17 protein-coding genes are annotated in these 14,560 nt (G+C 61.3%); 6 read left to right on the forward strand and 11 right to left on the reverse strand.

What is annotated here, in order from left to right; genetic code table 11:
• The coding region (locus CMI59_RS00775; protein WP_293323345.1) for a zinc ribbon domain-containing protein at positions 1 to 389 on the forward strand (389 nt) is incomplete at its 5' end.
• Positions 390 to 695: 306 nt separating this feature from the next.
• Here CMI59_RS00775 and istB read toward each other — a convergent pair.
• The 4 genes from istB to CMI59_RS00795 form a co-directional block, all read right to left on the reverse strand.
• Positions 696 to 1,448 carry an IS21-like element helper ATPase IstB gene (istB, locus tag CMI59_RS00780; RefSeq protein ID WP_293323348.1) on the reverse strand — a complete coding sequence of 251 codons (753 nt, stop codon included), beginning with the start codon at positions 1,446 to 1,448 and terminating at the stop codon, positions 696 to 698.
• A gap of 24 nt (positions 1,449 to 1,472) precedes the next feature.
• A complete protein-coding gene (gene istA / locus CMI59_RS00785) occupies positions 1,473 to 3,026 on the reverse strand; it encodes an IS21 family transposase (RefSeq protein WP_293323351.1) in 1,554 nt (517 codons plus the stop codon).
• A 116-nt stretch (positions 3,027 to 3,142) separates the two neighbouring features.
• On the reverse strand, positions 3,143 to 3,592 hold the full coding sequence (locus CMI59_RS00790) for a ferredoxin reductase (RefSeq protein WP_293323354.1): 450 nt from the start codon (positions 3,590 to 3,592) through the stop codon (positions 3,143 to 3,145).
• A gap of 40 nt (positions 3,593 to 3,632) precedes the next feature.
• Positions 3,633 to 4,892, reverse strand: coding sequence for a Rieske 2Fe-2S domain-containing protein (locus CMI59_RS00795; protein WP_293323357.1), 1,260 nt, complete (start codon positions 4,890 to 4,892; stop codon positions 3,633 to 3,635).
• A gap of 121 nt (positions 4,893 to 5,013) precedes the next feature.
• On the opposite strand from CMI59_RS00795, the gene hpaE reads away from it, so the two are divergent.
• Both hpaE and CMI59_RS00805 read left to right on the forward strand, forming a co-directional pair.
• Positions 5,014 to 6,540, forward strand: coding sequence for a 5-carboxymethyl-2-hydroxymuconate semialdehyde dehydrogenase (gene hpaE, locus CMI59_RS00800; protein ID WP_293323360.1), 1,527 nt, complete (start codon positions 5,014 to 5,016; stop codon positions 6,538 to 6,540).
• Between the two features lie 531 nt (positions 6,541 to 7,071).
• On the forward strand, positions 7,072 to 7,878 hold the full coding sequence (locus CMI59_RS00805) for a hypothetical protein (protein WP_293323363.1): 807 nt from the start codon (positions 7,072 to 7,074) through the stop codon (positions 7,876 to 7,878).
• Between the two features lie 403 nt (positions 7,879 to 8,281).
• Here the strand turns inward: CMI59_RS00805 and CMI59_RS00810 are convergent, their stop codons facing one another.
• The 7 genes from CMI59_RS00810 to CMI59_RS00840 are packed head-to-tail and all read right to left on the reverse strand — an operon-like array spanning position 8,282 to position 12,748.
• Complete coding sequence (locus CMI59_RS00810; protein WP_293323366.1) at positions 8,282 to 9,034, reverse strand: HpcH/HpaI aldolase/citrate lyase family protein; 753 nt, start codon at positions 9,032 to 9,034, stop codon at positions 8,282 to 8,284.
• Positions 9,031 to 9,837: a 2-oxo-hept-4-ene-1,7-dioate hydratase gene (gene hpaH / locus CMI59_RS00815; protein WP_293323368.1), complete on the reverse strand. Its 807-nt coding sequence runs from the start codon at positions 9,835 to 9,837 to the stop codon at positions 9,031 to 9,033. The genes CMI59_RS00810 and hpaH overlap by 4 nt, the downstream gene beginning before the upstream one ends.
• Positions 9,837 to 10,226 carry a 5-carboxymethyl-2-hydroxymuconate Delta-isomerase gene (locus tag CMI59_RS00820; RefSeq protein WP_293323371.1) on the reverse strand — a complete coding sequence of 130 codons (390 nt, stop codon included), beginning with the start codon at positions 10,224 to 10,226 and terminating at the stop codon, positions 9,837 to 9,839. Before CMI59_RS00820 ends, hpaH begins: the two co-directional genes overlap by 1 nt.
• Complete coding sequence (locus CMI59_RS00825; RefSeq protein WP_293323374.1) at positions 10,226 to 11,044, reverse strand: hypothetical protein; 819 nt, start codon at positions 11,042 to 11,044, stop codon at positions 10,226 to 10,228. The genes CMI59_RS00820 and CMI59_RS00825 overlap by 1 nt, the downstream gene beginning before the upstream one ends.
• The gene (locus CMI59_RS00830) at positions 11,041 to 11,364 is read right to left on the reverse strand and encodes a hypothetical protein (RefSeq protein ID WP_293323377.1); all 324 of its coding nucleotides are present in this window, start codon (positions 11,362 to 11,364) and stop codon (positions 11,041 to 11,043) included. The genes CMI59_RS00825 and CMI59_RS00830 overlap by 4 nt, the downstream gene beginning before the upstream one ends.
• A complete protein-coding gene (locus tag CMI59_RS00835) occupies positions 11,361 to 12,113 on the reverse strand; it encodes a fumarylacetoacetate hydrolase family protein (RefSeq protein ID WP_293323380.1) in 753 nt (250 codons plus the stop codon). The genes CMI59_RS00830 and CMI59_RS00835 overlap by 4 nt, the downstream gene beginning before the upstream one ends.
• A complete protein-coding gene (locus CMI59_RS00840; protein ID WP_293323383.1) occupies positions 12,110 to 12,748 on the reverse strand; it encodes a fumarylacetoacetate hydrolase family protein in 639 nt (212 codons plus the stop codon). Before CMI59_RS00840 ends, CMI59_RS00835 begins: the two co-directional genes overlap by 4 nt.
• Positions 12,749 to 12,829: 81 nt before the next feature.
• Here CMI59_RS00840 and CMI59_RS00845 point away from each other — a divergent pair, with 81 nt between their 5' ends.
• The 3 genes from CMI59_RS00845 to CMI59_RS00855 all read left to right on the forward strand — a co-directional run bounded on the left by CMI59_RS00845 (position 12,830) and on the right by CMI59_RS00855 (position 14,435).
• Positions 12,830 to 13,300, forward strand: coding sequence for a MarR family transcriptional regulator (locus CMI59_RS00845; RefSeq protein ID WP_293323386.1), 471 nt, complete (start codon positions 12,830 to 12,832; stop codon positions 13,298 to 13,300).
• Between the two features lie 644 nt (positions 13,301 to 13,944).
• Complete coding sequence (locus tag CMI59_RS00850) at positions 13,945 to 14,166, forward strand: hypothetical protein (RefSeq protein WP_293323389.1); 222 nt, start codon at positions 13,945 to 13,947, stop codon at positions 14,164 to 14,166.
• 11 nt (positions 14,167 to 14,177) lie between these two features.
• Positions 14,178 to 14,435 carry a hypothetical protein gene (locus tag CMI59_RS00855; protein WP_293323392.1) on the forward strand — a complete coding sequence of 86 codons (258 nt, stop codon included), beginning with the start codon at positions 14,178 to 14,180 and terminating at the stop codon, positions 14,433 to 14,435.
• Positions 14,436 to 14,560: the final 125 nt, after the last annotated feature.

Genomic DNA, 14,560 nt, shown 5'->3' on the forward strand with positions numbered 1-14,560 from the left:
CGAACAGGCATCTATCCCGCGCCATCTCGGACATGGGCTTTTACGAATTTCGCCGCCAGCTGAGCTATAAGCTCGAGCGTCTCGGTGGTGCCCTTATGGTCGCCGACAGATTCTATGCTTCCAGCAAGATCTGCTCGGCATGCAATACTAAAGCGGAAACTCTTCCGCTCTCGGTCCGCTCATGGACCTGCGCCAATTGCGGCGCGCAGCATGATCGCGATGTGAATGCAGCGATCAACCTCAAGAATTTGGCCGGTAGCGAGGACTTCGCGGTCCGTCCGGTGACAGCTTGTGGAGCGGAAGGCTCTGGTGACGGAAATGATCCCGTTACGAAACCGGCCGCGTCGAAGCAGGAATTGGGCTCTGATCAGAAAAGATCAAGTCCATGAAAGCGGTGAACCCTCCCACGCTGAGCGGGTGTCGATTTTTTCGCTACCGGCAGGCGTTCATAAAGCCAGCACAAATAAATTTGGGAGCCATTTTTAGACCGTTTTTCTGAATCAGTATTGAAATCGACGAAAAACCAAATGATTTCAATGCCGCCCAAGTCGGGCTGGTATTTTGTGCGGATTTCAGAATTACCGGACAGCGATTCCGCTAAATCCCGGACAGCCGTTTCAGTAATTCCCGGACAGTCCGGGCACGGCTGATTATCTTCCTGCAGTCATGTTTCGGTATGCATCGTTTCGGTGTTTTCAGGGGGGGGTCAAGTTCGTGTTTTGATCTGGCCGCCGCATGCTGTCTCCCTTGAGGTCGACGCGGTGAGCATTGTGGACGATCCGGTCGAGGATGGCGTCCGCGATTGTGGGTTCACCGATCATGTCATGCCAGGCTGAGACGGGGAGCTGAGCGGTGATGATGGTGGATCGCCGCTGATAGCGTTCCTCAAAGAGTTCGAGGAGGTCGAGGCGCTGTTGATCGGTCAGCCCATGGGTCCCCCAGTCGTCGAGAATGAGGAGCTGGACGCGGGCCAGCTTGTCGACCAGCTTGGGGAATCGCCCGTCGAGGCGGGCCATGGCCATGTCCTCGAAGAGCCGCGGCATTCGGACATAGAGGACGGAGTGGTCGAGCCGGGCGGCTTGATGGCCGAAGGCGCAGGCCAGCCAGGTTTTACCCGTTCCGGTCTGGCCGGTGAGGATGATCTGCTCCTTTGCCTTGATCCACTCGCCCTGTGCCAGCGCGAGGATCTGACGGCGGTCGAGGCCGCGGCTTGCGGCGAAGTTGACGTCTTCGATACAGGCGTCGGGGAAGCGCAGCCTGGCGTTGCGCAGCCTGTTGGCGAAGCGTTTGTCGGCCCTTGTCGAGACTTCCCGGTCGAGCATGAGGCCGAGCCATTCATTGCGATCGAGAGCCTGGCCCGGGTCCTGTCCGGCGAGAGCCTTCCAGGCGTCGGCCATGCCTGTCAGGCCAAGCGCGGCCATCTGGTCGAGGGTGGGATGTGTCAGCATGTGTTGATCCTTCTGTGCTGAGGGTTACTGGTAGTAGCCGGCGCCACGGATGTTGTCGTGGACCGGTGTCGCGGTGATCGGCTCTGGCGGTTCCGGGGCCTGGTCGAGCCCGGTGACGAGGATGGAGCGCACCGAGGCATAGGAGATGGTTCCGACCGTCAGGGCGTGATTACAGGCAGCTTCCAATCTGTCTGCCCCGAACTGCCGTTGCAGGCCGAGGACGCCGAGGGCCGATCGATATCCCTGTTCGGGATGCGGCCTGTCGCGCATCAGACGTTCAACGAGCGCGGCCGTGTGATAGCCGGTCCGGGCTGCCCTGCGAATGAGGCTTTCCGGCGTCATGCCACCATGGCGCTGATGGGCCTTGGGCATGTGCTCCTTGATGGTGGTGTGGCCGCCACGCGGCCCGCGGCGGTGATGCAAGGCCACCTGCTGGTTGTTGTGGAAGATCTCGATCATGCGATGTGTCAGGCGCACATCGACCTGCCGGCCGATCAGGCGGTGCGGCACGGAATAGAAGCTGTGGAGCACCTCGATATGATAGTCGGGATGCACCTTGGCCTGCTTCCATTCCGCGTACTCGAACGGTGTGTCGGGCAAGGGTCTCAGCGCGGCGCGNTCGATCTCTTCGAAGAGCTCCTGCCGGGAGCGGCCCACCCGCCGCATGGTCCGGGCATTGAGATCCTCGAGCAACTCGGCAATGGCCACGTTGAGTGCCTCGATGGAAAAGAATTGCCGGTTGCGCAGCCGGGCCAGGATCCAGCGCTCCACGATCAGCACCGCGCCCTCGACCTTGCCCTTGTCGCGGGGCTTGCGCGGCCGCGTGGGCAGCACGGTCGTGTCGTAATGTGTCGCCATGTCGGAGAAGGTCCTGGTCACCGACGGCTCGAACCAGAGCGGCTTGACCACGGCGGCCTTGAGATTATCGCACACGATCGCTTTGGGCGCGCCGCGGAAGAACTGCAACGCCCGAACCTGGGCGTCAATCCAGTCGGGCAGCTTCTGGCTGAGGCTGGCCCAGGCGAAGGTGTAGTTGGATGCGCCAAGCACCGCGACAAAGATCTGGGCGCGGCGCTCCTGACCTGTCGCGGGGTCGATTACCGGGATCGTATGGCCGGCATAGTCGGTCTGCATCACCGCGCCCGCTTCGTGGCGGTTGCGATACCGAGGGCTGATCCGGTTCTCGAACTCCCTGTAGCGTTCGCAGAACCAGGTGTAGCCATAGCCGTCGGGGTGGGCCGCGCGATACTCCTCCCAGAGCAGCAGCAAGGTCACGCCCTTGCNCTTCATCTCGGCCGNCATCTTCGGCCAATCAGGTTCGCTCAGATCCCGGGGCGGNCGCCCGACACGCTGGAACAGAACTTGCCTCAGCGTCGCATCGTCATCTCGNCCAGCAGGAAGAGGCCAGCAGTNCAGCCCGGCTTCCCGGGCCCGGTTCAGGTAGGTTGCCACGGTCGTCTTGCTCAGCTTCAGGCGTGCGGCAACCTCGCGCGCCGAAAGCCCCTGGTCATGCGTCAGTCGCAGTATCGTTCGAATGTCTTGCACGCTCGTGCGCCTCGCTTGCTTCCGTCTCGGCATGCTCCCTCCCGGCCTTGTTCAAGACCGGCAGAATGCCGTGGCGGCGCAGGCGATGACCAACCCTGCCCAACCCCTCCCGGAACTGTCCGGGAATTAGCGAAATCACTGTCCGGGATTTACCGAAACGCGTGTCCGGGAATTACTGAAATGCTTGTCCGGGAATTACCGAAACCCGCACTGAGCGCGTGGGCCATGGAAATCAGGGGCGTCACGCCGATGCCGCCGCCGATCAGCAGCGCCGGCGCCTCCGATGCGGCGAGCGGAAAAGTGTTGCGTGGCGGTGAGACGCTCAGAAGGTCCCCGGGACGCAGCCTCTCGTGACAATAGCGCGAGCCGCCCTGGCTATTCCGGTCGAGCGCCACGCCGATCTCGTAACGGTGACGCTCGCGCGGGCTGTTCATGAGCGAATAGCTCCGGAAGAGGTTGGGCCCTAGCTCGACCCCCACATGGGCGCCGGGGGTGAAGGGCGGTAGCGGCGTCCCATCGAGCGGACGGAGCTCGAACCGCTTCACGGTCTCGGTTTCCCAAAAAATCGCCGTCACGCGGAGGGTCATCGGGTCGTGCATCGGGATCCCTCCGGNGGACTGAGCGTGGTGGCGGGAGGCCTCATGTCCGGCTGGCGAAGCCGGCGAGGCAGCGACCGGTGTCGGGATCCAGCAGGGCGTTACCGGCCAGAACCTCAACTCGGTAAGGCGTCTCGACCGTTGATCCGACGGGCGCCTCGCCCTTCAGGACCCGCGCAGCTTCCTGGCGGAACTTGCGCCGCGCCATGGCGATGCCCTGGTCCGCACTCACCAGATGCTCTTCGCTGTGGAGGCTGATGTCGCCCTGTCCCTTCTGGGCCACATAGTCGGTTTGCCAATCCTGGTGGTCCTCGAAGGTCCATTCCCTGAGGGGGCGGCCATGGGCGGGACCCCAGTCGTCGCGCATCATGCCGATGCCTTCGAAGTTCTTCCGGCTCTGGATAAGGTCTGAGCGGCGCGCCAGGCCGTACTGCAGGAAGCTATGGTCATCCAGGGGCACGGTCCAACCGAGATGGGCGCGACCAAGATCTTCGTCCGTCACGCCGGCGGTGCCGTTCATGTTCGGCATGATGATCTGGCTGAGCCGTTGGTGGATGGTCCCGTCGGGCATCTCGCGCCGCTGGATACTGATGACCCCGTCCGCGGTGTATTCGAACCTGACGTCCGGCCGCAGGCCGAGATTGGCGCTGAACTGTACGCCGTTGATCTGGTTGTGGAGGACGACGACATGGAACGGATCCATGAAGTTGTCGAACATCTGCCACCAGTTGTAGTCGGTGCGCCCGGCGATCTTGGACGTAGGGCCATTGGCCCCCGTATCGTTGCAGTAGCCCACCAGTTCCTCGCCCGGTTCGAGGTCCTCCTCGATCGAGAAGGTTGGGAAGGCGGGTTGAGCCGCGGCCGGACCGAGATAGGCAAAGATGATCCCGAATTTCTCGACGACCGGGTACCAGGGCTGCCGGACCGATCGGCAGGCGTCCTCGTCGGTCTCCGAGGGNATTTCAAGACAGTGCCCCTGCGGGTCGAACAGCCATCCGTGATAGCAGCAACGGATTCCGGTTTGCTCTACCTTGCCATAGACCAGATTGGTCCCCCGGTGCATGCAGCGGGGATAGAGCAGCCCCACTTCGCCCGCACCGTTGCGGAACAGGATCAAGTCTTCCCCCAGCAGCTTCACGGGCCGGGGGCGGCTGGTCGCGTTCTTCGACATCGCGACAGGCTGCCAATAGCGCCGCAACAGCTCCCCGCCCGGCGTACCGGGACCGCAAAGGGCAAATCCCTCATCGGGTGAGGCGGCTGGCCGACCATGGGCGCGCCCTTCGCTTTCATCCGCGAACGTCATGATGGCATCCTCCGCTTCCCTATTTATCTTAAATTTAAAAGAAAATGGGCATCGCGTCAAGTTGGACTCGGCCGAAAAAGTAGTTACTATGATAAATAAATTTGTCGCCGGGAGATATCGAATGTCCAGTTCTCATCGCCGCCGCGCCCTGGAAACCGTCGCAAGGTTGGGTGCGCCGCTGGGGCACTTCTACGGCGGCCAGGCGCGCGCCGGCGCCGGTCCAGTCTTTTCGGTGAGCGAACCGGCGACGGGGGCCGACCTGGGTCAGGCCTGCGACGCCACCCAGGATGAACTTGATGCCGCAGTTGCTGCGGCCAAGGCTGCATTTCCCGCCTGGGCCGCGACGCCCGGCGAGCAGCGCAGGGCGATCCTCAACCGGGTGGCGGACCTTATCGTGGCGCGGGCGGACGAGATTGCGGCCGTTGAATGTCTGGATGCGGGGCAATGCTGGCGCTTCATGTCCAAGGCCGCGCTGCGCGGCGCGGAGAACTTTCGGTTCTTCGCCGACCGGGCGCCCGCCGCTGCCGACGGTCGGGCCCTGCCGTCGGCCGAACACCTGAACTACACCAATCGCAGGCCTATCGGGCCGGTGGCGGTGATCACCCCGTGGAACACGCCCTTCATGCTCTCCACCTGGAAGATCGCCCCGGCGCTCGCGGCCGGTTGCACCGTGGTTCACAAGCCCGCGGAGTGGTCACCCTATTCGGCGCGCCTCCTGATCGAGATCGCGCACGAAGCCGGTGTTCCGCCGGGCGTCTTCAATGCGGTCAATGGGCTGGGAGAGACGACGGGCAAGGCCCTCACCGAACACCCCGATATCAAGGCAGTCGCCTTCGTGGGGGAGTCCACGACCGGCGCTGCCATCATGCGGCAAGGAGCCGAGACGCTGAAACGCGTCCACTTTGAGTTGGGCGGGAAGAACCCCGTGGTCGTGTTCGAGGACGCGGACCTGGACCGCGCGCTCGACGCGGCGATCTTCATGATCTACTCGCTGAACGGCCAACGCTGCACCTCCTCCTCGCGCCTGCTGGTTCAGCGATCGATCTATGATGACTTCGTCGCCAAGGTCGCCGAACGGGTGATGAAGCTAAAGGTGGGCGATCCCTTTGACCCCGAGACCGAAGTGGGACCGCTCATCCACTCCCGTCACCTCGCCAAGGTGCAGAGCTACCTCCAGATCGGACGGGAGGGTGGCGCTCGCATCGCCGCGGGCGGCGGCGCGATTGCCGGCGACGGATATTTTCTTCAGCCGACCCTTTTTGTGGACGCTGACCCCGGCATGCGGATCGCTCAGGAGGAGATATTCGGCCCCGTGCTAACCGCCATGGCCTTCGACGATGAGGCCGATGCCGTCGCCAAGGCCAACGACGTCGCCTACGGGCTGGCCGGATATGTCTGGACCCGGGACGTTGGGCGCGCCCTGCGTGTCGCCAACGTCCTGGAAGTCGGCATGGTCTGGGTCAACAGCGAAAACGTTCGCCACCTTGCGACCCCATTCGGGGGCATGAAGGCCAGCGGTATCGGACGGGACGGCGGTGATTGGAGCTTCGACTTCTACATGGAGACGAAGAATGTCGCGCTCGCCTATGGTGACCATAAGATCCAGCGCCTGGGACTAGATCCCATTCAACCGTGCCACGGCCCGTAAAGCCAATGGGCACGAGGAATGAATTATGTCGCGGCGTAGCGTGTCCAGCGACGCCGGCTCGTTTTGGATTTTCCTTCCGAATGAATCGAAAACTCAAGACTTCAGTAGTGAGCCTAAAGACAAAGCAGCAGAACACTCCTCCTGTAAAAACGCGAGCTCATATTTGGATGCCCGCGAACTCTTTATCACTTCTCGCACGAGCGGCAACTTCCGTGCAAGGACGGTCAGGTTCGCACCTGCAAGAGCAGCCGTTTCCCCGGCGTCTTTATTGGGGGTATGATCACGATTAAGACCAGGATATTGGAATAGAGAGGCTGGATGCACGCCAGTAAACCAGTGAGTATTTGTGAATCGATCATGAGAATTGTACTGGTTCGGCACATTGGGCTGGACAGGTTGTGTCGTGTGGGGCAGCATGAATTAGCCTTGATTAGGAGGGCGCCGTGTGGGGATGCGGCAAGGCCGGGGGAAGGGATGAGATATTCCATCAATAGAAGAGCGCGCTTGGCGGCGCGATGGGGGCGCCACCTAGTGGCATCCTTCCTTGTGCTCGCTCCAGTCTCGGTGCTTCTCGTCTCCTGCAGCAGCTACCAGCTCGCCCGCGCGGTCCTCCCCATCGCAGAGGAAGGCAAACCCGTTCCGGAACTCGAAGAGCTCTGCAAGACGGAAGGAGGGGTGCATGTTTACCAGCAGCCACCCTCGGTAGAAGGCTTCGTGCTGAAGCCTGAGACTGATTATTTGCATGGACCGGATCAGCCCGCGACGGATCAGGGGTGGGGGGGGTGTAGTCTCAACGAATGTCTGCGCTATCTCATCGACTACGGCTATGACTTCGTTGAGGCGCAGTACAATGACACTCCTGACGCCCTTCCCAGAGACTTTGCTGACTCCGTCGATCGCCACGATGATTCGGGGCTATATCGCTATCGGCTGGTGCCGCGCGAAGAAAGACAGTGCAAGACGTTTGATTGGTTGGTGAAGCACGACGTTGCAGGGTTCAGCTATCGCGTCAGAGACCGCAAGGCGCAACTTGGAGGTCGGTGCATTGTGGCCGAGCGCATCCCGGGCTTTACCGCTAGATATCAGGTGGAGCGGAACACAATCATCCGTGCGCAACCAGATTACGACGGCACGTCCGGTGGTTTTCTCACGGAGTATCAGCATGTGATCCGCGACCGTAAGACTGGCGAGATCATGGTGAAAGGATCCGGCTTTAGCTACCAGAACCTCAGTTACATAAATAAGCACCTCGGCAATTGCATATCCGACGACGTGAACATTTTTGAATTCTGGAAATATCTGCCTCCCGTCGGTTATCGGGCGGTGCGCCGCAATTAACAGATGAAGAGGGCAAGGGGGGAGCCGATGGCAGATGATGTGACAGTTACGGCCGAGTTTGCGCCGCCACCACTATAACGCCGAACGACCCTACACAGATCGTCCGCGACAGCGAGCAATACGACTCTGCGATAGAGATTCTCAAGAATAGTTTTTCTGGTATCGCCGAAGTGCGTGGCTCGAACACCACCGTAAACCAGACCGACGCTGACATGTTTATCGCAGTCCGCAGGGGCTGCGGTTACGTGCTGGTAATCGATGGAACGGCGGTGATTGGAGCTTCGACTTCTACATGGAGACGAAGAATGTCGCGCTCGCCTATGGCGACCATAAGATCCAGCGCCTGGGCGTGTAAGCGCCGCAACTAAACGCCGGTCGCAAGTTCGCTCCCGGCTGTCCGATCTCAGTCCATCGCCCGCCGCAGCGCACGCGCTCCGCCTGCCAGCAGACCGATGTCGGTGCCGACCGAGGCGAAGGTTACACCTTGCGCGAAACGCCGACGCGCATCCTCCGCATCGAGGGCGAATATCCCGACCGGACATCCCACGGCCAGAGTTCGCTCGATCGCCGCGTCGATCGCCGTCTGCACATCGGGATGGCGTGGATTTCCCAGATGTCCGAGCGCACCTGCTAGATCCCCAGGCCCAATGAACAAGGCGTCGACCCCTTCGACCGCCGCAATCTCCTCGATGGCGTCGAGACCTGCACGGCTCTCGATCTGCAGGATCAAACCAAGGTGCTCGTGCGCGGTGCTCAGGTATTTTGTATCCGCTCCAAACCGCGAGGCACGGCTGGTCGAACCGGCCACCCCGCGTATACCGGTCGGTGGGTAGCGTGTTGCCGCCACCATGCCGGCAGCCTGTTCGGCGCTCTCCATCATGGGGATCAGCAGGGTACGGAAACCCAGGTCGAGATATTGCTTGATGACCGTCGGCTCGCCGACCGGTGGCCGGGCGACTGCCTCGACGGGAGCCGCCGACACCGCCTGCAATTGCGCGAGGAGAGTTTGCAGGGTGTTGGGCGCGTGCTCGCCATCGAACAGCAACCAGTCATAGCCCGCCGAGGCGCATATCTCGGCCGTATAGGCGTTCGCCAGAGCCTGCCACAGGCCGATCAGGGGTCGGCCCTGAGAAAGGGCTGCGATCATCGGGTTCATATGAAGCGCACCGAGATGGACCCCATGGGGCCGTAATCCACGTGGAATGTGTCGCCGGCCTGGGCGAACAGCGGCGCCGTGAAACTGCCCGCCAGGATGATCTCGCCCGGTTCCAGGGCCGTGTCATGCGTGGCGAGTTTGTTGGCGAGCCAGGCGGGGCCATGGGCCGGATGGCCCAGCACCGCAGCAGCCACGCCTGAGTCCTCGATGACACCATTGCGATGAAGGAGTGCGCTTACCCAGCGCAGGTCGATGGCGTCCGGTCTCATCGGGCGTCCACCCAGCACCAGACCGGCATTGGCGGCGTTGTCCGAAATGGTGTCGAATACTTTCCGAGTGACGCCGCTGGCGGGGTCCACCCGGCGGACCCGCGCGTCGATGATCTCAACCGCCGGTGTGACATAATCGGTGGCATCGAGGACATCGAAGATGGTGCAGTTCGGACCTTTCAGCGCCCTCTTGAGGATGAAGGCGAGTTCTACCTCGACGCGGGGCTCGATGAAGCGTCCGAAGGGGATGTCCTGTCCGTTTTCAAACAGCATGTCGTCGAGCAGGACGCCGTAGTCCGGTTCGGTGATGTTCGAGCTGCGCTGCATCGCGCGGCTCGTTAATCCGATCTTGTGACCGATGATCGTGCGGCCGGCATCCTGTTTGGCTGCCACCCAGGCGCTCTGCACGGCATAGCCGTCTTCAATTGTCATCTCTGGATGGGCAAGGGAGAACAGATCCAGCTGAACGCCCGCGCGTTCGGCCGCGTCCAGCCGTCTTGCCAGGTCTGTAATGAGGGCGGGGTCGAGTGCCATCAGGGCGCGCTCCGGAAACGGGCATGGATATTGTTGTGTTTGAAGCTGACCTGTTCGTCGGCTTCTTCCACATAGAGTGAGAGTGCGAGGTAGCGGGTTTCATACAGATGCGCGAAGTGTCTCTTCACCCGCTCGAAGAGGTCGCTGAAGAAGCGTTGCTTGGCTTCCGCCGTGCGGCCGGGCCCCATGGTCACGGTGATATGGACAAAGGCGTCGTCGGCACGCCCGTCGGCCACGACATAGTCGGTGAGCTTTAGCGCCCGGACCCGGATTCCGCCCCAGGGGAACATCTCGCCCTCCCGCATCGTGGTGGCGATGAGCGCCAGAAGTCCGTGGATGTCCGCCTGACCCTCGAGATTGTCCGTCCATTCAACGACGACATGGGCCATCACACGATCTCCATGGTGGCAACGGTGCAGCCGACGGCGAAAATCGGGATCGGCTGATAGTAGTGGACGGTTCCGGTCCCCCGAGCGGCGGCGGCGGCGGCGATGAAGGTGCGGATCTCGAACCCACCCTGTCCGGCCTCGGCATAAGTTTCCGCGTCCGTGTAGCCGAGCAGCCCCGCCCGATCGTTGCGTGTCCAGCGGGCCAGAAATTCGCGGTCCCAAACCTCGTTGATGCGCCCGCTGTCGGGCGTAGCCGGCCAGTGCGATATTCCGCCGGTACAGACCAGGGCGATGCGCTCCGGTACGGCGTCGGCGGCCCGGCGCAACGCCTCGCCGAACGCCCAGGCGCGCGAAAGCGGCGTCAGGGGAGGACCCTGACAGTTGATGTTGGCCGGGATGATCCGCAGCGCGTTGTCGGGATCGAGAAAATGCAGCGGCACCATAATGCCGTGGTCGAAGCGCCATTCTTCGGCATAGGCGATGTCGACGGTTTCCAGAATTTCGGTCACCAGGCGACGAGAGAGGTCCGGTGCCCCCCGGACGACGCGCCTGGAAATGCGCAGCCAGTCCAGATCTTCAATCGGGCCGCAATAGGTTTCCGCCATGCCCATGGCGTAGGCGGGCATGTTGTCCATGAAGAAGTTTGCGAAATGCTCCGCGGCCACGACGATGAGGGCATCCGGACGCGCGGCGTGAAGGCGCTGCTGCATGTCCCCGAACGCCGCGTAAAGGCCGTCGCGCAGGTCGGTTGGGGCGCGTTCATCGCGGCCCGTGATACCTGGCGCATGGCTGCAGACACCCGCGAAGACGAGGCTCATTCCACTACCTTTTCATCTGGCGATGTCGTCATCGTATAGATACCGGCCCGGACGGGACCGTGTCGCTTCACCCCGTCCCGCATCCGCTGCAGGTAGTCGGACCATTCCACGCCGCAGAGTGCGGCGAAGTGCATAAGGATTTGGCCGTTGACCCCCAGCACATAGAGAAGTCCGATGTCGGAATCGAGCACGGCGCGGCGCTCCTCTGCGGTGAGGTCATAACCCTCCGTAGCGCCGGCCGGGTCGACCTTGAACCTCGCCTGCAGGCTGTCGTCGCGGTTGAGCTGATAGAGCAACTTGCTCAGTTGGTAGAGGCTCATCGGTCTACCTCCACGTCGTGGGCAAGCGCCCCGATGCCTTCGATTTCACAGATGACCCGGTCGCCGGGTTTTACAAAGGCCACGCCGTGAGGCGTGCCGGTGAGGATCATGTCTCCCGGCATGAGGGTCATGAAGTCGGACAGGTACTCGATGAGCGCCGAGACGCCGAACACCATGTCGTGTGAGCGACCGGCCTGCACGAGGGCGCCATTGACGTGGGTCGACAAGGCCAGGGCCTGGGGATCGCCCACCTCGGCGGCATCGACGATCCATGGCCCGATGGGCGTACAGCCGTCGCGGTTCTTCACCCGAAGATTTGGCCGATAGTAGTTCTCCAGATACTCGCGAATGGCGTAGTCGCAGGCGACCGTGTAGCCGGCCACGTAATCCATCGCATGCTCGCTTCGAACCTTGCGGGCGGGCGCCCCTATCACCGCCACGAGTTCGCATTCCGGATGCATTTGGCGGGCGTCGACTGGACAGCGTGCGGTTCCGCCATGCCCCACAAATGTCGCGTGACCTTTCAGGAAAACAAGGGGGCTGCTCGGCGGTGCGAAGCCGAGCTCGGCGCTGTGGTCGGCGTAGTTCAGCCCCAGCGCGAAGATCGTCGCGCCTGGCGTCACCGGGGGTAGCCAGTGGGCATGCGTCGCGTCCACGCGTTCTCCATTAGCCAGCCGGAGCCACTGGTCGTCATCGACCAGATCGGCCCAGACCGCGCGGCCTTGCCAGGCGATCCTCGCGCGCTTCATTGGATGGAGCCGCGTTGAACAACGGTCGCCAAAGCCGGAAGACCTTGAGCTGTCACCTCGATCCGTTCGCCCGCTTCTACCGTTGGCGCGTCGCCCGGCAGCCCGACCATGAGCAGATCGCCGGCGCGCAGTGTCATGAACTCCGTGATGGCTGCCACGAGGTCGGGGACGGGGCGTGCCAGGTCGGAGAGGGACCATGTGTGTCGGCGCCTGCCGTCGATTACTGTGTGAATATCTGCGGTCGCGAATGCTGGTTCGAACGCTGTGAAGGCACCCAGCGGCAGGAAGCCGTCGCGACATCGCTGCCGGATCGCAGGTCTGTGGAATGCGTCATGCGGCTCGCAGACCTCGATGGCCAGGCATGCAGCCGCCACGCCCGACAGAGCATTGGCTGGCTGGGCCTTCGTGACGTCCCGCTCGAAGAGCAAGCCCAGGGTGGCGGCGGCCTCCACGCGTTCGAGCTCGTCCGGCATGGGAATGGCTGCGCCGTGGAAGCGAAAGCAGGTGCGCGGCTTGATGAACATCACAGGAGCCTGGGGCGCGCCAAGGTAGGGGGCGTCATTCAGCCGGCTGCCCAGCTCCCGGAGCTGCCGCTCGTCATTGAGAACCACGCCATATGCAATGCCGCTGATCATGCTGGTCACTCCCTACAGGCGCATATATATACTTATCATGATAACTTGTCAAATACGGTGCACCGGTGCATCTTATCCGCCATGACCGATGACAAGCGCTACCTTCCGCCCTATCGACAATCCCTCGCGGGAACCCTGCTGGCAGCGCGTGAGGCTGTCATGGGCCCAATCCGTCCGATGTTGCGGGAGGTCGGACTGACCGACCAACAGTGGCGGGTTCTTCGCGTCCTGGTCGATCAGGGGCCGGTCGATGCCTCCACCCTGGCACGCGCCGCTCTGCTGTACGCCCCTACCGTGACACGTATCTTGCGCGACCTCGTGGCGCGCGGTCTGGTCGAGCGGTTTACCAACCCCGCCGACGGGCGCCGATCTATCATCAAGATATCTCCACAGGGCCGTGCGATTGTCGACCGGACGGCCAAGCGAACCCGGGTTGTCCTGGACCAATATGCCGAACGGTTCGGTCCGTCCCGGCTTGCGGCGCTACAGACCGAACTCGTGGCCCTGGTGGAGGCGATCGGGGAGGGCGAAGAGCTTCTCGGCGAGGAGTGAAGGCGCGTTTTGTTCCTGCGCCTTCCAGGTCGTGCACAGATTGATGGAAGGAGTCCCGTGCGGTCGGCCTCGTTGGAAAGTTCCAATCGCCAAGCCAAGAATCGCATCTGATTTTGACAGTTGATGTGCTTGAGCCGCGTCCTTTGGCGGGCCGGACTAGTTCCTGTTCCCTCGCGAAAATTCCCTGTTATGCCGATTAGATTTCCCTGCTCTGGCTTGCGGGGAAATTGACACTAAGTTCCGGAGTTTGCGGGGTTATTTCGGTGGCGTTTGGCGTTCAGGACGCAGATACGGGCGAAATTCCCTGTATTTTTCTCGAAATACAGGGAATTGAGCAAAGGCAACAGGTCTATCGACTGCCGACACCACCAGTCCTTCCCCAGCAAAACGAAGACCTCCGGACCTCTCCGCAAACTCTCCGTCATTCCGGGGACTTGTAGTAGGTTTATGGACGGCTATGTCCCTGGCATGAATGCAATTTCATACATACACGACGTCTGGGCGGACATGGGAAACGGCTGTGAATCCGACATATGTGTTACGACAATGTTGCCCGCAGCGGTCGTGTCATACGGTGCCCTCTATGACTCGGTACAAAGGAGTGGCAGGTCGGAAACGGCATTCGTATCCGATGGAATGCAGGTGTGGCGATGATTGGTCTAGGGGCCTCCCGAAGAAACTTGCTGCTGATTCCAAAACTGGCTCAGGCAATTCTTTTTTGTGCAGTTATGGCCTGCGCGCCGAACATATATTCTGGCGCTACAATAGAAATTACCCCTGATCATGAAAGGCAAGATTTAGAAAGTAAAAATATAAATGAGCTCATTAGAGCATTGGGGTTTTATCCAAACAAAAAACCCAAATAGGAAAGGGGAGTGTGCCGCCTGTAACTGACAAAAAAACATGGATTGTTGACGGTTACGCATTGTCTGAGTCATCTCCGGTAGTTGGATTGGTGCTTTATAAGCAAAAGCATGCTGGATTTGAGATCGTCCTCTATGAAGGAAACAGAGGATTTTCTCTTCAAACCTGTCATCTTTATGAGCGATTACTGCATGCGTTGCGAAAAGAGTTTGGGCAGGAGCGTGTTCGGATTTCATCCCAAAAAGTTTGCGATATAGGATTTGTCAATTAGAGCTGCAAACCCTCACGTAATGACTCGGTACAAGGGCGTGGCGGGCCGGAAACGGCATTCATGTCCCAGAGTGCAAATGTTTTTCGATAGTTCCAAGATTGGGTGTGAAAACTCATGCGCAGAAG

Origin of the sequence: Parvibaculum sp., assembly GCF_002684405.1 — a bacterium.
Classification (GTDB): Bacteria; Pseudomonadota; Alphaproteobacteria; order Parvibaculales; family Parvibaculaceae; genus Parvibaculum.